Annotated in this window: 17 protein-coding genes; 5 read left to right on the forward strand and 12 right to left on the reverse strand. The window is 35.2% G+C overall.

What is annotated here, in order from left to right; translation table 11 throughout:
• Nucleotides 1-243: 243 nt before the first annotated feature.
• On the reverse strand, nt 244-1,089 hold the full coding sequence (ypfJ, locus tag CWS01_RS07515) for a KPN_02809 family neutral zinc metallopeptidase (RefSeq protein WP_101176576.1): 846 nt from the start codon (nt 1,087-1,089) through the stop codon (nt 244-246).
• 240 nt (nt 1,090-1,329) lie between these two features.
• Between ypfJ and CWS01_RS07520 the strand changes: the two genes are divergently transcribed.
• Both CWS01_RS07520 and CWS01_RS07525 read left to right on the forward strand, forming a co-directional pair.
• Nucleotides 1,330-2,433: an SH3 domain-containing protein gene (locus CWS01_RS07520; protein ID WP_101176577.1), complete on the forward strand. Its 1,104-nt coding sequence runs from the start codon at nt 1,330-1,332 to the stop codon at nt 2,431-2,433.
• Between the two features lie 455 nt (nt 2,434-2,888).
• Nucleotides 2,889-3,806 (forward strand): aldo/keto reductase, encoded by a 918-nt coding sequence (locus CWS01_RS07525; protein WP_101176578.1) that lies wholly within the window; start codon nt 2,889-2,891, stop codon nt 3,804-3,806.
• A 299-nt stretch (nt 3,807-4,105) separates the two neighbouring features.
• Here the strand turns inward: CWS01_RS07525 and CWS01_RS07530 are convergent, their stop codons facing one another.
• The 8 genes from CWS01_RS07530 to CWS01_RS07565 all read right to left on the reverse strand — a co-directional run bounded on the left by CWS01_RS07530 (nt 4,106) and on the right by CWS01_RS07565 (nt 12,228).
• Complete coding sequence (locus tag CWS01_RS07530) at nt 4,106-6,199, reverse strand: Ig-like domain-containing protein (protein ID WP_101176579.1); 2,094 nt, start codon at nt 6,197-6,199, stop codon at nt 4,106-4,108.
• A 218-nt stretch (nt 6,200-6,417) separates the two neighbouring features.
• The gene (gene mnhG / locus CWS01_RS07535) at nt 6,418-6,780 is read right to left on the reverse strand and encodes a monovalent cation/H(+) antiporter subunit G (RefSeq protein ID WP_101176580.1); all 363 of its coding nucleotides are present in this window, start codon (nt 6,778-6,780) and stop codon (nt 6,418-6,420) included.
• On the reverse strand, nt 6,758-7,042 hold the full coding sequence (locus tag CWS01_RS07540) for a Na(+)/H(+) antiporter subunit F1 (protein WP_101176581.1): 285 nt from the start codon (nt 7,040-7,042) through the stop codon (nt 6,758-6,760). Before CWS01_RS07540 ends, mnhG begins: the two co-directional genes overlap by 23 nt.
• On the reverse strand, nt 7,039-7,518 hold the full coding sequence (locus CWS01_RS07545; RefSeq protein ID WP_101176582.1) for a Na+/H+ antiporter subunit E: 480 nt from the start codon (nt 7,516-7,518) through the stop codon (nt 7,039-7,041). Before CWS01_RS07545 ends, CWS01_RS07540 begins: the two co-directional genes overlap by 4 nt.
• A gap of 71 nt (nt 7,519-7,589) precedes the next feature.
• Entirely contained in the window at nt 7,590-9,071 is a 1,482-nt protein-coding gene (locus tag CWS01_RS07550; protein ID WP_101176583.1) for a Na+/H+ antiporter subunit D, read from the reverse strand.
• Nucleotides 9,064-9,402, reverse strand: coding sequence for a Na(+)/H(+) antiporter subunit C (locus tag CWS01_RS07555; RefSeq protein WP_101176584.1), 339 nt, complete (start codon nt 9,400-9,402; stop codon nt 9,064-9,066). Before CWS01_RS07555 ends, CWS01_RS07550 begins: the two co-directional genes overlap by 8 nt.
• The gene (locus CWS01_RS07560) at nt 9,402-9,827 is read right to left on the reverse strand and encodes a Na(+)/H(+) antiporter subunit B (protein WP_101176585.1); all 426 of its coding nucleotides are present in this window, start codon (nt 9,825-9,827) and stop codon (nt 9,402-9,404) included. Before CWS01_RS07560 ends, CWS01_RS07555 begins: the two co-directional genes overlap by 1 nt.
• Nucleotides 9,811-12,228 (reverse strand): Na+/H+ antiporter subunit A, encoded by a 2,418-nt coding sequence (locus tag CWS01_RS07565; protein WP_101176586.1) that lies wholly within the window; start codon nt 12,226-12,228, stop codon nt 9,811-9,813. Before CWS01_RS07565 ends, CWS01_RS07560 begins: the two co-directional genes overlap by 17 nt.
• Before the next feature lie 186 nt (nt 12,229-12,414).
• Between CWS01_RS07565 and CWS01_RS07570 the strand changes: the two genes are divergently transcribed.
• Nucleotides 12,415-13,107: a universal stress protein gene (locus CWS01_RS07570; protein ID WP_101176587.1), complete on the forward strand. Its 693-nt coding sequence runs from the start codon at nt 12,415-12,417 to the stop codon at nt 13,105-13,107.
• 62 nt (nt 13,108-13,169) lie between these two features.
• Here CWS01_RS07570 and CWS01_RS07575 read toward each other — a convergent pair whose 3' ends face one another.
• From CWS01_RS07575 to CWS01_RS07585, 3 genes are all read right to left on the reverse strand, one after another.
• Nucleotides 13,170-13,727 (reverse strand): tyrosine-type recombinase/integrase, encoded by a 558-nt coding sequence (locus tag CWS01_RS07575; RefSeq protein ID WP_101176588.1) that lies wholly within the window; start codon nt 13,725-13,727, stop codon nt 13,170-13,172.
• Between the two features lie 275 nt (nt 13,728-14,002).
• Nucleotides 14,003-15,466 carry a protein adenylyltransferase SelO gene (locus tag CWS01_RS07580; protein WP_101176589.1) on the reverse strand — a complete coding sequence of 488 codons (1,464 nt, stop codon included), beginning with the start codon at nt 15,464-15,466 and terminating at the stop codon, nt 14,003-14,005.
• A gap of 340 nt (nt 15,467-15,806) precedes the next feature.
• Complete coding sequence (locus CWS01_RS07585) at nt 15,807-16,517, reverse strand: SH3 domain-containing protein (protein WP_101176590.1); 711 nt, start codon at nt 16,515-16,517, stop codon at nt 15,807-15,809.
• Between the two features lie 528 nt (nt 16,518-17,045).
• Between CWS01_RS07585 and ahpC the strand changes: the two genes are divergently transcribed.
• Both ahpC and ahpF read left to right on the forward strand, forming a co-directional pair.
• Nucleotides 17,046-17,609, forward strand: coding sequence for an alkyl hydroperoxide reductase subunit C (gene ahpC, locus CWS01_RS07590; RefSeq protein ID WP_101176591.1), 564 nt, complete (start codon nt 17,046-17,048; stop codon nt 17,607-17,609).
• Between the two features lie 12 nt (nt 17,610-17,621).
• Nucleotides 17,622-19,151, forward strand: coding sequence for an alkyl hydroperoxide reductase subunit F (gene ahpF, locus CWS01_RS07595; RefSeq protein ID WP_101176592.1), 1,530 nt, complete (start codon nt 17,622-17,624; stop codon nt 19,149-19,151).
• Nucleotides 19,152-19,639: the final 488 nt, after the last annotated feature.

A 19,639-nucleotide genomic window follows, 5' to 3' on the forward strand; every position in this document is an offset into this window, starting at 1 on the left:
AGATATAAATTATACTCTATAATGTAGACAAATTTCAGTTTGTTCACCTTTCAGACTAAGCGAAAATGTTTGGCTTTTGATATGCAAAACCTTGGGAGAAGAAGAGTTATCGTAAAGAGGGAGCAACCGCACAAGGTGAACAGCAGAGAAAGCGAGCATTTGTCGACAGTTTAAATTATAATATAAAGAAGAACCCCTAAAACTCACAAGATATTTTGGGGTTCTCCACTTATAATGAAATTCTTATAGATTTTTCGATTGAAACGTATCTCCATCTTCTATTTTTCCAGATTGAAATCCTTTATAAAACCAACGTTTTCTTTGTTCTGAGGTTCCATGTGTAAAGCTTTCTGGCACAACATATCCTTTTGCTTTCTTCTGAAGTGTATCATCTCCAACCGCCGTTGCTGCTGTTAATGCTTCCTCTAAGTCTCCCTCTTCAAGCAACTCCATTCCTTGTGCATGATTTGCCCAAACCCCAGCATAATAATCTGCCTGCAGCTCAAAACGGACAAGATATTTATTAAATTCTTCTTCACTTAACTTGGAGCGCAAAGGCATAATTTTATCTGATGTACCAAGAAGTGTCTGTACATGATGACCTACCTCATGAGCAATGACATACGCCATTGCGAAGTCTCCTGGTGCCTGAAATTTATCCTGCAACTCTTGGTAGAAGCTAAGATCAATGTAAAGCTTCTGATCCCCTGGACAATAGAAAGGTCCTACTGCTGAACCAGCTGTCCCGCAAGCTGATTGAACGCTCCCTGTATATAAAACAAGGACAGGCTCTTTATACTGAAGTCCTTCCTTCTGGAATTCTTCTGTCCATACTTTCTCCGTATCTGCAAGAACAACTGAAACAAATTCAGAAAGTTCTTTTTCCTGCTCCGTTTCTTCATAGGAAGTATTGCTGCCTGAATCAGACGAAGGCATATCGTTTAATAGCTCGCCAGGATTTCCTCCCATTAATGTTATGATGATAACAATAACTAATCCAATCCCACCACCAATGATGCCTTTCCCGCCAATACTTTTTCCTCTGCGATCCTCTATATTGGAACTTCTTTGTCTGCCTCGCCATTTCATTGCCATTCCCCCTAAGTTTGCATATCCATTAATAGTATTTGTGTTATACCCAAAAAAGTAAGTTTTTAGACGAGAGAAGAAATTTGTTGACTTAAGCTTACTAAGCTGCCATTTGTACTTAAATAAGAACTTTTCAAACTTTAAAAACCTCTAAATTCTAGTAAATTCATTCAAATAAGAGAAGGAAAAACTTTCTATATAACGAATATATACAGGTGGAAAATTACCAAGGGGGAAATTATGAAAACTATAAAAAAAATAATGATTTTCTGTTTAATTATCGTTGCTTTACCTTTTTACTCACCTCAAGAAAATGCAGAAGCAGCTTCAGCTGTTACTGAAACGACTTTTATCTCTCAAGGAACAATTACAGAGCCCTCCGGCTTTAATGTAAGAAGCAAACCTAGTGCTAGTTCTACTAGATTAGGTGGTGTTTATAAAAATAACACCGTTAATATTGTTGCTAAATCTGGGGATTGGTACAAAATTAAATTTGGAAATGGTTATGGGTATATTATGGCAGTAAAAAGTGGATTGGTACTAATCAAAAAAGATCCTGGGGAAACTCCTTTCACTGCCCAAGGCAGAATTACAGAACCTTCTGGATTCAATGTAAGAAGCAAACCTAATGCTAGTTCCACTAGATTAGGCGGTGTTTATAAAAATAACACCGTTAATATCGTTGCTAAGTCTGGAGATTGGTACAAAATTAAATTTGGAAATGGCTATGGGTATATTATGGCAGTAAAAAACGGCTTAACACTTGTTACCCCTCCTGATCCTAATAAATTAGCCAGTTATAATACATTTCTAAATATCCTCTCTTTCACATTAAAGTGGGAAGGCGGGTACGTTGATAATAAATTAGATCCGGGTGGACGTACAAATAAAGGAATTACCCAAAGAGTTTATACTAATTACCTAAAGGGGAAAAAACTAGCAGATAAAAATGTAAAATACATTACGGATGCTGAAGTTAAAGATATCTATTATTCTAAGTTCTGGACACCTTTAAAATTAAATAGCATGAATGAAAAACTAGCCATGATTATGTTTGACACAGCAGTTAATGTTGGGCCAAATGGGAATAATTCGGGGGCTGGCGGAGCCATCAAATTTCTTCAGCAAGCAATGGGAATAACTGCAGATGGGAGCTGGGGTCCTAAAACAGAAGCTGCTTTTAAGAAACAACCATTAGCTAATCATAATCAACTTGCTAGTAAAGTTATGCAATTAAGAATTGACTTTCGTTATGTGCGAGTAAAACAAAATCCTAGTCAAAAAACATTTCTTGAGGGCTGGCTAAATCGTGATAATGCATTAAAAAAATTTGTTGGAATATAAAGATTATCTTTTAGGCTCCAATAAATACATCTGTGTACTAGAAGAAGCTAATGGAAAATTTCCATTAGCTTCTTCTTATATATTCAAGCTTTCCTCTGCACCCCTGCTTATAATAGTTAGATACACTTTTTCTTGTTTACTTACCTGCTTTTTTAAAGTTAGCGTAATGCTTTTTTGACCTTTACCGACTAGTCTCGATGTATGGATCCTTACTAATAAGATCGCATAAATTTCATTTTTATATAGCCTTTTATATATTATTAAGTCTCTACTTAAAAGTTGAACTGGCTATACTTTTTGTGTCAAAATAGACTTGTAAAGTTATAGGTAATAAAATCCATAAATAGAAAGACTAAACTGGATAATAAGTTTAGAAAAAAGGGTGATTACACTAATTTTCTATCGACCATGCCTATAATTATTAGCCAATCTTAGAAACCGGAGGGAAATAGATAATGAGAAAAATAAGACTTGGAAGCAGTACATTAGAAGTGCCTGTTGTTGCGGTTGGCTGCATGCGCATTAACTCACTAGAAAAAGCAGAAGCAGAACGTTTTGTGCAAACGGCTTTAGAAGAGGGTGCAAACTTTTTTGATCATGCAGACATTTATGGTAGTGGTGAATGTGAGGAAATCTTTGCAGATGCTATTAACATGAATGCAGATATTCGCGAAAAAATCATTTTGCAATCAAAATGCGGCATTCGCAAAGGGATGTTCGATTTTTCAAAAGAATATATTTTAGAATCTGTTGATGGCATATTAAAACGATTAAAAACGGATTACTTAGATACATTGCTTCTTCATCGTCCAGATGCATTAGTGGAGCCGGAAGAAGTAGCAGAGGCTTTTGATATTCTTGCAAGCTCAGGAAAAGTAAAATACTTTGGTGTATCCAATCAAAATCCAATGCAAATTGAATTGCTTAAAAAATATGTAAAGCAGCCATTAGTTGCAAACCAATTACAATTAAGCATTACAAATGCCAATATGATATCTAATGGAATTAATGTAAATATGGAAAATGAATCAGCGATAAACCGTGATGGAAGCATTCTTGATTATTGCCGGTTAAAGGATATCACGATTCAACCCTGGTCTCCTTTCCAATACGGATTTTTTGAAGGGGTATTCCTTGGCAGCGACAAGTTCCCAGAATTAAATCAAAAGATAAATGAAATCGCTAACAAATATAATGTAAGTGATACAACTGTTGCTATCGCTTGGCTATTGCGCCATCCTGCAAACATGCAGCCTGTTATCGGTACAATGAATATTAATCGATTAAAAGAATGCTGCCAGGCAAGCGAAATTACTCTTTCACGAGAGGAATGGTATAGCATTTATCGCACAGCAGGCAATATCTTGCCATAAAGTGAAACTTTAATCAGGCTTTTACTCAGCAATTTTCTACTCACCTAGATTTCTCGTCTCCTTAGGTGGAGGACAAAAGCCCATTAATGCCTGATAAACCTTGCTTAAGATAACCTAAATTGCAAAGGAAGGCAAATTAGTCATTTTGCCTTCCTTTGTATTATATCTTTATAAGTCCAAAAACCACCCATTTTTATTATTCTCAAATATTAATATCCATAAAAAGTTTGAACTATCTACTAGTAAAAAAGCCAGTTAATCTCCTAAGAAGAAAAACCAGCTCAAAATCTATTGCTATCTTATTTTTTTGTAAAAATTACTTTATTTAAACTCGAAATTTCAATTTGATCTCCAGATTTTAATGTTGTCGTTACACTTCTAACCGTATAATCATCTGTTGTACTTGAAAGAATTTCATTTACAAGTAAATTATCTCGTCTGTAAATAATTAGATTTCCTGATCCTTTTGGTGTTGTTATTTTATATCTTCCAGAAGAAATATCTTTTCCGACCGTCCAATATCCAGCGTGCAATGTATTGGATTTAACATGTGAAACACGAGTAAATTGTACACTATTTAATCCTAAAATTTCAATGCTGTCCCCTGACTTAATATCTGTTGTAACAACCGTTACACCAAAGCCATCATCTTCACTTGAAAGAATTTCATTTACAAAATGATCAGTTCCTGAAGCAATAAACAAATTGCCGTTTCCTGAATTTGTTGTAATTTTATAGCGACCTGCTGGAAGATGTTTTCCTGCCTTCCATGTACCTGCGCTTAAACTTTTCGTATAAGGTATATTAATGGTCATACTGCTAGTTTTGCCATTAACAGTTTTAGCTGTAATCTTCGCTGTACCCGCGCCTATAGCTGTTACTTTTCCTTTTTTATCTACTTTTGCCACCTTTGTATTGGAAGACTTCCATGTTACTGTTTTATTTGTTGTATTGCTTGGACTTACTGTTGCTGATAAGGTTAATGTCTTCCCTTTAATTAAGGTAGCCGACTTTTTATTTATTTTTATTGATTTTGCTGTAATTGGTGCTGTAACCGTTATTTTCACCTTTACTTCCTTTGCACCTTTAACGGAAGCAATAATAGTTGTTTTGCCTTTTGTCTTGCCCGTTACTTTTCCTCTGCTGTCTACTGTTGCAATTTTTGTATTGGCAGATCTCCATTTTACAGTTTTATCTGTACTATCAGAAGGAGTTACAGTTGCTGACAGCATCCCTGTTTTTCCTGCTATTATAGATAAACTTTTTTTATTTACTTTTACCGTCTTAGCAGAAACCTTTACTGCTATTTTTTTAGAAACGTTCCTGTTGGCTTTTGCTATTGCTGTAATGGTAGCAGATCCATTTGCTTTTCCTTTAATATTTCCTTTGGCATCTACTGTTGCCACTTTCGTATTGGAACTTTTCCATAGAACGGTTTTATCTGCAGCCTCATTTGGGGTTACAGTTGCCTTTATCTTTACCGTTTGATTATTTGATATATCTAATGAAGTTTTGCTTACCTCTAGTCCAGTTGGCACAATATCGGTGACTGTCAGATTTAAACTTTTTGTTACAGATAGATTGCCTTTTGCTTTTGCTGTAATCTTCGTACTTCCAGCTTTACGTGCTTTAATATTGCCGCTAGCATCCACTGTTGCAATAGTCGGATTGCTGCTTGACCAGCTGACATTTTTATTTGTGGCAGTAGATGGATTAACAGTTGCTGTAACCTTTGCCGTCTTATTTACCATTAAAGATAAACTAGTTTTGCTTAGTGTAATGCTCTCGGGGATAAGAACCTTTTCTTTAAAACTCATCGTTCCCCCTAAAGAAGTAATATAAATTTTATCCCCTTTAGAAAATTTATAAGCAAAAGACTCACTTTCCTGATAAAAATCAAATGCGTCTTTTTCGTTATATTTGCTGTCAAAAATACTAATATATGCTGTATCATACTCATCATATGGCCGGTCAATATGTAAATTATACGTTCCGACTGGAATATCGGCACCAACTTCATAATAGCCTGCTCCTACTTTATTTGCGTCTATTTTTGCTAGTTTTTGTACTGCTAAAGGAGTCGTATCTTCATACAATGATACTTCTATTTCATCTCCATTGTTTAGTCTTGCTGTAAATTGATTAGGACCATATTCTTTATCATCGCTTAGTTCTTCATATAAAGTCTCATTTGTTCCATTTTTGGTTAAATAAATAAGTGCCTCTCCCTTTGAAAGAGTAAATTTCATTAATCCAGCCGAAAGCTCTTTTCCTACCTTATATGTACCTGTGTTTAATGATTGCTTATTGGCAGCTTTCACCTTATTTTCTACTGAAAAAGATAGCAATATCATCAATAAAATTATAGCTTTTAATAGCCTAGTTCTTTTCATCCCTAACCCTTCTTTCTATTTTTTCAACACTCCAATAAGTATATCGTCAGCCAATATCCTAATTGCACTAAAAACAGGATATAATTTACTATATTGTTAAAATTGTGATATATAATACATCTCAGGCTTCTAACATGGCTCAAAAATAATAACAAAAAAATCCATCAGAGATACTAATCTCTAATGGATTACTCTATTTATGCTTTTTAAATAAATAACTATTGCTTACGCTTTTCCTTTTCCAGAATTTCTTTCAAATCATCTTGAACACTTTCTTTTGTTAATGCTACTTTCGAACGGTAAGCGGACCGGACAATAACATGTGATGCAACAGGTGCAGTCAAAAATACAAAGAAAATGCCAAGGAATAATCGGATGCTAAAGATTCCTTCTATAATGAAAAATACAAAGGTGCCTACCAATGTAAACAAAACCCCCATTGTTGCACTTTTTGAAGCGGCATGGGAACGAGTATAAACATCTGGCAATCTAATGAGTCCGACTGCACTAAGAAAACTAAAAATGGTTCCAAGCAATATTAAAAGAACGGCCACTAATTCAATCTGATTGTTTACGTTCAATAACAACACCTCTTTCAATATACCTTGCATATGCGATTGTTCCGATAAATGAAAGGATTCCTATCAATAAAATCACTTCAAAAAATGCAGTATTCCTCAGCAAAACAGAAAAGATGGCCACACCTGAAATTAAATGAATGCCTAAGACATCAAGTGCTTGTATTCTATCAGGAGCAGAAGGACCTTTTATCAATCGATAAATAGTTGCTAGAATCGACAAATTAAGAAGTATTAAAGAACAAAATAATATTCCATTAATCATCCACGTGTCACCTTCTTTATAGCATGCTCGAATTTCTCCTTTGACCGAAAAACAGAATCTCTTGATACAGGAATATCCATTGCGTGTATATAAAATTGCTTACTATTTGGAGATACTTCTACTACTACAGAACCAGGGGTTAAATTTAATAATAAGGCCAATAATGAAACTTCCAATTCCCCTTCCAAATCAGTATCCAGCGTAAATATTCCTGGGGAAATATTCAGTTTAGGCCTCGTAACCTGCTGAATGACAACAATACTCGAAGTAAACAATTCATAAATAAAAACAAAAAACAGTTTAATCACCGCAAATAATGTTACTATATAAAATTTAGTAGGAAGATAACGGCGTAAAAGGAAAAGGACCAACAAGCCAAATAAATAGCCACTAAAGAAAGTTAAAACACCCCAATTATCTTGAAGGAACATCCATACTACACCAATTAATAAATTAATTAAAACTTGCATGGGCATCGATACCACCCCTTTCCATCATTATTAAACATTGAATTTTATCCTTATAAAGAAAAGAATTTTAATAGTTTTTAATGGCTGCCCAATACTGCGTCAATATATATTTTAGGATTCATCAAGCCTTCAATTGCAATATCTACAAATTCATGGATTCCTTCCGTGCCTAGCCCTAAAGCGATAGTCAAAAAGGTAAGAATGCCAATCGGCAGCAATAGCCCCTTTGTCGTTCCTTTCTCTTTTTCCAAAGTTAAATCTGTATATCCCCAAAAAACTTTCATAAACACTTTCATAATAGAAAACAGCACCATAAGACTAGTTATCAACCCTATTCCACCTAGCCAAAAGTAACCAGCACCAAATGTTCCTTCTATAATGAATATCTTCCCAATAAATCCACTTAAAGGAGGAATACCCGATAAAGATAATGCAGCAATAAAGAACATCCATCCAAATTGAGGATGCAGCCTAATTAGTCCGCTTATTTCATTTAATTTACTTGTTCCTGTCAGATGAATAATCGTTCCACCTAAAAGAAAAATAAGCGCTTTTACAATCATATCGTGAATTAAATAATATAAAGCACCTGTCATCCCAACTGTACTAAACGAAGCAACTCCTGCCAGAATAAGCCCTACTCCTACCACTACGTTATACGTCATAATCCTTTGTATGTCATTGTAAGCAACAGCACCAATTGCCCCTAGAATCATTGTTGCAGCTGCCAAAATCCCAATAAATAAATGTGTATTTTCTGGGTTATGATAGAAAACCAGCGTAAAAATCCTCATAATAGCGTAAATTCCGACCTTCGTTAATAGCGCAGCAAATATTGCTGCAATAGCAGGGGGAGGTGCACTATAAGACCCAGGAAGCCAATAAAATAAAAATAATCCTGCTTTTAAGCTGAATACAATTAAAAATAATATTGCTACCGTAGTCATCAATCCATCTTGTCCTACGCTTGCTATCAGAACAGATAAATGGGCAAAATTCAAAGTTCCCACCATTGCATAAAGATACGCTATTGCTACAAGAAAAAGAAACGAGGATATAATATTTATTAAAATATACTTAATTGATTCTCTTAATTGAACTCTGGTACCTCCTAATGCAATCAGCACATAGGAAGCAACAAGCATTACTTCAAAACAAACAAATAAGTTAAAGATATCCCCTGTAAGGAATGATCCATTCACTCCTGTAATAAGAAAAAGAAATAAAGGATAAAAATAGTGCAGTTCTCTTTCCTTGCCAATAGAATGAAAGGCATAGAGCAAACAACATAAAGAAACAATGCTTGTTACTAGGATAAGAAGCATCGAAAGCATATCCCCAACCATGCTTACCCCAAAAGGAGCTTCCCATCCGCCCAACTGAAGTGTTTGAATCCCTTTTGTTTTTATTTGCATCATCAAGACAAAAGATACAGCACCAACTGCAATAGTTGAAACCATGCTGAGAACCCTATGCAGCATGATGTTTTTTCTGAAAATCACCATCACCATACCCAGCAATATAGGGATAATGATTGGCAGTATAATTAAATTATTCATTTTCATTACCTCTCAGTTGCTCTGTATTATCCGTACCCAACACTTTATAGGCACGGTAACTCAGCACTAAAAAAAGCGCCGTTGTTGCAAAATTTATAACAATTGCTGTTAGTAAAAGAGCTTGCGGCAAGGAATCCGCATAGGAAAGATCTTTTATCCCAAGCAAAGGAGGACCACCTTTTTTTAAGCCTCCCATTGTAATAATAAGCAAGTTAACACCATGGCCGAGTATGGAAGTTCCTAAAATAATCCGCAGTAATGTTTTTGTCAAAATCAGATAAATACCAATGGCAAATAGCACACCAACAAGAATAGACATCATTGTTTCCATTATCGATCATCACCTATACTCATAATAATCGTTATAGCCGTTCCAATAACCGCTAACGCTACCCCTATATCAAAAATAACAGCTGTTGCAAGCTCCGTTTTACCGAATATAGGGAGATTAAAATAATTAAATGCCTGTGTTAAAAATGGTTGATTTAAAACCATTCCACCTACCCCTGTCAAAACAGCAATTAATACACCAACAGCGGCAAGTACTTTAAAATCAACAGGGATATTTTTGCGGACTGATTCAATATCAAATGTTAGGAATAAAAGGATTAAAGCGGAAGCAAAGGTAAGTCCTCCAATAAATCCGCCGCCAGGGTAATGATGGCCTGAAACAAACAGGTTAATGGCAAAAGTAAAAATAATGACGACCGCTACTTTTGTCACACTTCTTATCAGCAAATCATTCGGCTCCTTCATTCTTATCCCTCCCAGCTATCTTTAATTTTATTAATGTATATACCCCTAAACCTGCAATGCTCAGCACAAGGATTTCTAACATTGTATCAATCCCTCTAAAATCAACGAGAATGGCATTGACGATATTTTGAGCACCAGCCAGCTTATACGAATTTTCATAAAAACTAGAAATAGAGTAAAACATACGAGTTCCATTAGCTGAAAGCGCAATAAATGTTATTACTGTACCAACCCCAATCGAGATGACAGCATTAACTAGCTTAAACGGTATGTGACTAACTTCCTTCTTTAATGCAGGCAAGTGATAGAAGCATAATAAAAATAATGCAGTTGTCACTGTTTCTACAACCAATTGTGTCAGCGCTAAATCAGGGGCCCTAAATAATACAAAGAAAAAGGAAACTAAAAATCCTAATGCTCCAACAGCAACAATTGCAGTCAATCTAGTTTTTGAAAATAATACTGCAAAGGCAGAAATAACTACTGCTGTGACAATACCAATATCATATATACTGATAGGCGAATCTCGGGACGTGTCGATTGTAAATCCGCCAAACATCCATAAAGATCCTCCCACTACAAGAATAATAAAAGAAAAAATATATACTAAATAATGACGAATAGATCCTGTCATATAAAAATCTGTTATTTTCTTAGAATTATTCTCCATATAGTCCAAACCAAAATTATATAAATTATTTAAAGTCATGGCTTGTGGGTATAATCGATACACCCGGTACCATTTCTTTAAATACACATACAACAGTGTTCCAAGAACCGCTACGCCTATCGTCATAAATAATTCTGCATTCCACCCATGCCATGCACTTATTTCTTTTACTTTGATTGTATCGGCAAGGGTTGGTAATACTGCGGCAAATGCCGGCTTGAGCAAATATTTTGCAACCGTGTTTGGAAAAAAGAAAAAGATAATGACAAGTGAACCTAATATAATAGGAGATATTAACAGCCCAATAGATCCCTCGTGTATATTCTTATCGAGTTTTTCCTGCTTGTTCTTCCCTCTAAATGTTTTAAATACAAGAATCATACAGTACACAAATGTAAATACACTAGCTATCCACGCTATAATCGGAATTACTATACCGATATTTTGCATGCTGAATATATTCATAGCAGCAGCATTTTTTACTGCCGTAAAAAACATTTCCTTACTTAAAAACCCATTAAACGGCGGAAGCCCTGCCATAGAGAAGCTTCCAATTACAGTAAGCGTAAAAGAAACAGGCATAATACTCATCAAACCGCCTAGTCTCCTAATATCACGAGTTCCTGTCTCATGGTCAATAATTCCTACCACCATAAATAGGCATCCTTTAAATGTAGAATGATTCACTAGGTGGAAGATAGCTGCAAATATTGCTGCGGCATAAAGGGAGGTTTCGGCACTACTATTTCCATAATACATAGAAGCAGACCCTAATCCAAAAAGACTCATGATTAACCCTAATTGACTAATTGTAGAGTAGGCTAATAATGCCTTTAAATCTGTTTGTTTTACAGCATTTAATGATCCATACAACAACGTGACAATTCCTATGCCTGACACAAGCCAAAACCATTCATACGTTCCCCCAAAAACAGGTGTTAGTCGTGCAACTAAATAGATGCCTGCCTTGACCATTGTTGCAGAGTGCAAATAAGCACTAATAGGAGTAGGTGCTTCCATCGCATCAGGAAGCCAGATACTAAATGGAAACTGTGCTGACTTGGTAAACGCACCAATCAATACCAACACCATAGCGGGGATAAACAAAGCATCTGTATGGATGTTCTCTACAACTTCAAATATTCCTCGAATGCTATTCGTATCGGTGATCATAGAAAGCATAATAAATCCTGCAAGCATCGAAAGGCCGCCAAATACGGTAATTAACATAGATTTTTGCGCGCCGTAACGAGATCTTTCCCGCGTATACCAGTACGATATTAATAAAAAGGAGGACACACTTGTAATTTCCCAAAAAACATATAGAACAAAAATATTATCTGAGAAGACAAGTCCAAGCATCGCACCCATAAATAGAAGCAAGTAAACATAAAAATTGTGCAGTGCTTCACGATTTTTTGAAAGGTAATAAATCGAATATATAATTACTAACGTACCAATCCCAACAATTAATAAACCAAACAAAAGACTTAATCCATCTACATATGCAGTAAAGTTAATATCGTATGAAGGCAGCCAGCGAGCTACCGCATACAATGTATGTCCTTTCGATATTTTGGGGATTAATGTAAAAAGGTAAATAAAAATGATGAACGGTACAAGCAGAACAAACCAGCCTGTGTGTATGCGCGGCGTAAACTTTTTATATATAAAAGGCACAATGATGGCAAAGAGAAATGGGAATAATATAATCATGTGCAGCCAAGACATAAAATCTCCCTCCTTATAATTGTTTTAAAAACATTTTTCTATAAATAAAATCAGCTTATATCTTTAATATTGATTAAATTGGAAAATTTATTAAATTGATTGACTGATTTTGTAGCATACGTTATAGTCATACATAGTTTATTAATAGTGGTGTAAAAATTCACATCGATTTTGAGGTGAAAAACAATGGAAAAAGGAAAAGAACATATGGACGAAAGTATTCTCGTCTGCGTTTATTATGGTCCAAATGGTGAACGTCTCATACAAAGAGGCTGTAAAATCGCAAAAATGCTTAATTGTCCACTTTATATACTAACTGTCGACCCAAAGCCCCTTGATGATTTGGATGCTGAAAAGTCAGGTTATATTGAAAGATGGAAAGAGTTAGCAGATAAACATAATTCTAATACCTTTATTATTCGAGATAATGAAAAAAAACCAATTTCTAAAGTAATTGCTGAGGTTGCGAGAGAAAAAAATATTACACAAATTATTTTAGGCCAAACAGCTCAAAGTCGTTGGGAACAAATTGCAAAAGGCTCTATCATTAACTCTTTATTACGTGAAATTCCTTTTGTTGATCTTCACATCATTTCTGTTGCCCGTTATCTAAAAAATCCAGAAGGCCATTTTGAAAAAGGCATTCGCGCCTATCTTATAAAAGAACACGAAAATTATCGTCTAATCTTTAATCATACAAAATCTGTAGAATTTGAAGGCATATTCTTTAAAGAATGTGGGACAGACTTTAATAACGGCATTTTTAAATTTATGAAAGACAAGGAAACATTACAAGTTGAAGTGCATGAGGATATAGTCAAGGAATTAACAAATGTTGAGATTGATACAACTTTAGACTCTAATGATGATTATTTATAATAATGATTTCTCCACCTAATGACGGGTGGAGTTTTTTTATAATCAAAAGCTAATTAACTCGCTTATAGATTTACATCCACCTTCACCAAACGCTTCTCTTCCTTATTTATTCCTATATATCTTAACGTTTCAGAGGGCGAGTGATGATGATAGGTCTCCATTAAAATAGAAATAGCAATTCCTTTTCTATAAGCATGATAGCCAAACGTTTTTCTCAATGTATGCATGCCAATTTTCCCTGGAATTCCAACTTCCTTTGCCGCATTATGAATAATTCGATACGCCTGCTGACGAGTAATCGCTTGATCATTTTTCTTTGATTTAAAAAGAAAATCTTCCTCTTTAAAATCATGGTCTTTTAAATATTCTTCCAATTCTATATAGATCCGGTTATTTATATAGTAAGCTTTTTGATCATTAGAATCCTGCAAATATAAAAATTCCTTTATTCCATCCTGATCTCGTATATCACCAACTTTTAGCGAAAGTAAATCACTGACTCTTATTCCCGTATTAATGCCAAAAACAAACAGTAATAAGTCTCTTTGTGATTGTTTTTTTAGGACCTCTTTAATTGCATTAATACTTTCAATATCTTTTATAGGGTCGACATATTCCATCGATTATCCTCCTAGATAAGTTACATAACTTAATGTTAACAATAAATAAGTAACATTACAAACAGAAAACATTAAGAAAACATTAAAATTTTCATCATATTATTATTTATATTATGTACTTTATTTGATAAATTAATGAAATATTGGCCATAGAACAGGCTGGCATTTGTTATTTAATGATAATTTTTAACATTAAAATTAAAACAGAATTTCCTTATGTTACATAATAAAAAACCGCCCCTGTTTAAAGGACGGAATCTTTTATGATGGAGTTATTAAGTGCCGCAATAAGTTCTATATGGCGCAGTTTCCTTAGAAGGTTGAGCATACTCTATCTGCTTATCCGTATGTTCGTATGGTTTGGATAGTGCGTCCAGCAATCGTTTCATTATGCTATAGTCGCCCTGCTCCACCGCAGCTTCTAACGCTTCTTCTACTCGGTGATTCCGTGGAATTACAGCAGGATTGTTGTTTTTCATCAACTGAGTTCTCTCCTCCTTTGACTCTTTTTGTCTACCAAGCCTTTCCTGCCAAAGCTTATGCCATTGAGTAAATTCTAGACTTTTAAACATAGGTGTATCTTCCTGTTCAGCAAAAGTCAGTGCAACAAAAACATTTGTATAGTCTGCACGATATTTTTCCATTATTTTAAGAAGGTTGCTGATGAGCTCCTCATCTTCTGTTTCTGCATTAAATAAACCTAGTTTTCTTCTCATCCCATTAAGCCAATTAGCATAGTATATTGGACCATATGCAGATATTTCAGTCTGCGCTAGTTCAAGTGCTTTTTTTTCATCATCAGCCAATAATGACAAGAGGCTCTCTGCAAAGCGAGCAAGATTCCAGCCGCCTATCGATGGCTGATTACTATAGCTATAGCGTCCTTCTCTATCTATTGAACTGAATACTGTTTCTGGATCATAAACATCCATAAAGGCGCAAGGGCCATAGTCAATGGTTTCTCCGCTTATTGTCATATTATCAGTATTCATTACCCCATGAATAAAACCAACCAGCTGCCATTTCGCAATAAGCGATGCCTGTTGTTTAATAACTTCCTGAAGCAAACAAAGGTAAGGATTCTCTTTTGTTTTTAATTCAGGATAATGCCTTGTTATTGTATAATCAGCCAAACTGCGAATTTCATCCACTGTCCCCCAGTTTGCCGCATACTGAAAGGTCCCGACCCGCAAATGACTAGAAGCTACACGAGTCAAAATGGCACCCGGAAGTTCTTTTTCACGAATAATTGACTCTCCAGTTGTTACTACGGCTAAGCTGCGAGTTGTCGGAATACCAAGGGCATACATCGCTTCACTAATAATATATTCCCTAAGCATCGGTCCAAGTGATGCTCGACCATCGCCGCCTCGAGAATAGGGAGTTCTTCCTGGTCCTTTCAACTGAACATCAATCCGCTTACCTTTTGGTGTAATCTGTTCCCCTAAAAGGATTGCTCGACCGTCACCCAACCGATTAAAATAGCCAAATTGATGCCCCGCATAAGCTTGTGCAAGAGGAGCAGCCCCTTTTGGAGTTTTATTCCCCGCAAATATTGCCGCACCCTCCTCACTTTGCAGCTGTTCTCTATCCAATCCAATGGATGCTGCTAATTGATCATTAAATATAACCAGTTTTGGTTCGCTCACAGGAGTTGGCAGTATGTTCGAAAAAAATAATGGGGGAAGTTCTGCGTAGCTATTCTCTAAATTCCATCCTTTTTTTTCACTTGTCGTCATATTGTCTCCTTATCCTTTTTGTTCTTTAAAATGAACGTTTTTTTAAATACGTTTCCTTTTTAATATCTGCTTCTTAAATTTTTATTATACCGTTTCTCGAGAGACTAAACGTTAAAAAACACTTCTAGAGCAAAAGGGGAAAAATAATTTAAACGTGAATAGTAGATATAAAAATTAGAAATACCAACAGCGTGTATCATAGAACATAAACAATATGGGAATAAAAAAGGCTTTAGTTTTATACTATAGAGCCAAAGCCTTTTCTATTTTTGAGGAAATTTCACTTTATATCCTAAATGGAAGGATTTCTAATAATTTAGTGGTTTATCTATTCCTAGCATTATTCATATTTGACGCGATGATCATACACTTTCCATTTAGATCCATCTTTTTGGAAGTAAATAGTGGTTGTCTTATTTCCATCCATTTCATTTAAATGGTATTGAGAGACAAGCAAATATTCCTGGCCATTCTTTTTATAACTAGAAATGACAGGCTTCTTTGGTTCGTATTTTAAATCCCAATCAATTGGATAGAGGGCCAATCCCCAAATTTCCGTTTCCATGATATGATATAATTGTGTTCCATTTTTATTCTTTCCTGCTTTTCTAAACTGCTGTTTTATATATTTGTCTATATATGATTTTTTAAACTTAGAAGCCATTATAGAATTGATTTGTACCTTTGTATAATTCTTCTCCCATGTAATTCTTTGTGTTTTATCCGCTTCTTGCACAAGCTTCCTTGCATTACTGACAGACATACTGCTATAAATTTTTAAATAATCATCTGATACATATCCATTCTTATTCTTGTACTTAATTTGAATCCAGCCATTTTTGGAACTATAAACAGAGACAATTGTATTATCCTTTAATGTTTCAACTATCTTATATTTTGTTCCTGGCCCGCTTCGCATGTTTAGAACACCACTTTTTATATCGACTTCTCCTTTTTTTGCAGCAGCTTCAGCTTTTACCTCGCTGAAGGGAATAAATATCCCTAACACTAAAAAAAATGATAATAATCCCTTTAGAAGTTTACTTTTCATTAAATCTTCCCCCAGTCTTTTTTCCTTTCTAATTTTTTGTAAAAAAGCCTAATAGATGTAATTTAATGGTATACCCTCCTTAAATGAACAATCAATTAGTATCATTAGTTAAATATCTTGCAAATCCGACATAGGCTTCTTTTTATTGTCGAAAGAAAGATGTACATGAATAGAATTTCTGTTTCAGCCCTAAACTATATTTTAGTTCCATGAACATTACATATATCAAAAATACTAGTTAATTGAGAAAGGCATATAGTAATTGAAAATCAAGCTTTCACAATCAAAATTCGTTTCAATCTCTTTTACGATTGCCAAGTTTTCAATGGGGAAAACAATTACTGAATTTCATTTACAATGTCTAATAAAATAATTTACAAAAAGTTGAGTGTTATTTCTTGACAAAATAATAAGGTTTATATAATAATAAATTTGAAATTAGAATTATTATTGGTTAATTAGAGTTTTGACTAATATGCCAAAACTCTCTATTTATAAATTTCAAAACATACTTAGGAGGAATTAATTATGTCTCTAATTGGAAAAGAAGTACAACCATTCAAAGCATCAGCTTACCGCAACGGTGAATTTATTGACGTTACAGAAGAAAGCTTAAAAGGACAATGGAGCATTTTCTGCTTCTATCCAGCAGATTTTACATTTGTTTGCCCTACAGAACTTGAGGATCTTCAAAACCAATATGCAGCTCTTAAAGAACTTGGAGTAGAGGTATATTCTGTTTCAACAGATACTCATTTTACACATAAAGCATGGCATGATCACTCAGAAGCTATTGGCAAAATCGAATATATTATGATTGGTGACCCTTCACAAAAAATCTCTCGCAACTTTGATGTACTAGACGAAGAAGAAGGTCTTGCTGATCGTGGTACATTCATTATTGATCCAGATGGCGTTATTCAAACAGTTGAAATCAATGCTGGCGGTATCGGCCGTGACGCAAGCACTCTTGTTAATAAAGTTAAAGCAGCACAATATGTTCGCAACAATCCAGGGGAAGTTTGTCCAGCAAAATGGCAAGAAGGTTCTGCAACACTTAAACCTAGCCTAGATCTTGTAGGAAAAATTTAAGGAGCGCGATAAATGCTACTGGATACAGAGATAAAAGCACAATTAAACCAATATCTTCAACTAATGGAAGGCGATACAGTACTTAAGGTGAGCGCAGGTTCCGACGAGGTTTCTCGTGACATGCAGGCTCTAGTAGATGAATTAGCCACTATGTCCTCCAAAATTAAAGTGGAGAATACACAGCTGCAAAGAACACCAAGCTTTAGTGTAAATCGCATTGGCGAAGACACTGGTGTAACATTTGCTGGTATTCCTCTTGGACATGAATTCACTTCATTAGTATTGGCTCTGCTGCAAGTAAGCGGCAGACCTCCGAAGGTTGATCAAAAAGTAATTGATCAAATCAAAAATATTAAGGGCGATTATCATTTTGAATCCTACATTAGTTTAAGTTGCCACAACTGTCCTGATGTTGTACAAGCATTAAATTTAATGAGCATTCTTAGCCCTGGCATTACACATACCATGATTGATGGTGCAGCTTTTAAAGAAGAAGTAGAAAGCAAAAATATCATGGCAGTACCAACAGTATTCCTAAACGGAGAATCATTTGGAAGCGGCCGCATGTCAGTAGAGGAAATCCTTGCTAAGATAGGCAATGCTCCAGACGCATCGGAATTTTCTGATAAAGATCCATTCGATGTGCTTGTTGTCGGCGGCGGACCTGCTGGTGCAAGTGCAGCTATCTACGCAGCGCGTAAAGGTATTCGTACAGGAATTGTAGCTGAACGTTTTGGCGGTCAAATCATGGATACTATGAGCATTGAGAACTTTATCAGTATGAAATATACAGAAGGTCCTAAACTCGCAGCAAGTCTTGAAGAACATGTGAAAGAATATGATATTGATGTAATGAATTTACAGCGTGCCAAACGCCTAGAAAAGAAAGATCTTATCGAGATTGAACTAGAAAACGGTGCTGTTCTGAAGAGTAAAGCTGTAATCCTTTCAACAGGTGCTCGCTGGCGCAATGTTGGCGTACCTGGTGAAGCAGAATTCAAAAATAAAGGGGTTGCCTACTGCCCACATTGCGATGGTCCATTATTTGCTGGAAAACGCGTAGCTGTTATTGGCGGCGGTAATTCGGGTGTTGAAGCAGCAATTGATTTAGCTGGCATTGTGAAACATGTAACGGTTCTTGAGTTTTCATCAGAACTGAAAGCTGATTCTGTATTGCAAGAGCGTCTTCATAGTCTGCCAAATGTAACAGTTCTTAAAAATGCTCAAACAAAAGAAATTACTGGAACCGATAAGGTAAACGGTATTTCCTATATGGATCGTGAGACAGAGGAAATAAAACATATTGAACTAGAAGGTGTGTTTGTTCAGATTGGTCTTGTACCGAATACTGATTGGTTAGGCGACACAGTTGAACGAACTAGAATGGGTGAGATTGTAGTAAATAACCACGGTGCAACAAATGTACCTGGAGTGTTTGCTGCAGGAGACTGTACAAATAGTCCATATAAACAGATTATTATTTCAATGGGATCAGGCGCCAATGCATCTTTAGGTGCTTTCGATTATCTAATTAGAAATTAAATAATGATTGGAACAAAAAAAGAAAGCCGCTTTTAATAAAGCGGCTTTCAGACTGTAGACTGCTTGATTCCTAACCTTTATACACCAATTCCTTTTCATAATCCTTTACATGAAATAAATGTAATCGATTCTTTCCTGTTCGTTTCACTTTATATAATGCTTCATCAGCTAAATTAAGTTTTTTACCTATATTTTACTATACCAGCTACTCTATTATTAAGGCCGTTCTCGTAAACTTTGTTGTTTTTAACAGAAAAAAATAGAAGGAATAGTTTTTAGGAAATGTAATACACGTAGACTCCCGTGGAATGCTCGCTCACGGAAAGCGAAGTGTATTACGTCTGCGTGTTTAAAAGTAACAATCTTTTAGAAAACAGCCATTATTAAAAATAACCTCTTTTCCTTCTCCTATTTTATAACTCTTAACAAGAAGCTGTTATACAACACATTTCTCCTACTAATTATTAATTTTTTACTAATAAAAAAAG

The organism is Niallia nealsonii (genome assembly GCF_002835805.1).
Classification (GTDB): domain Bacteria; phylum Bacillota; class Bacilli; order Bacillales; family Cytobacillaceae; genus Niallia; species Niallia nealsonii.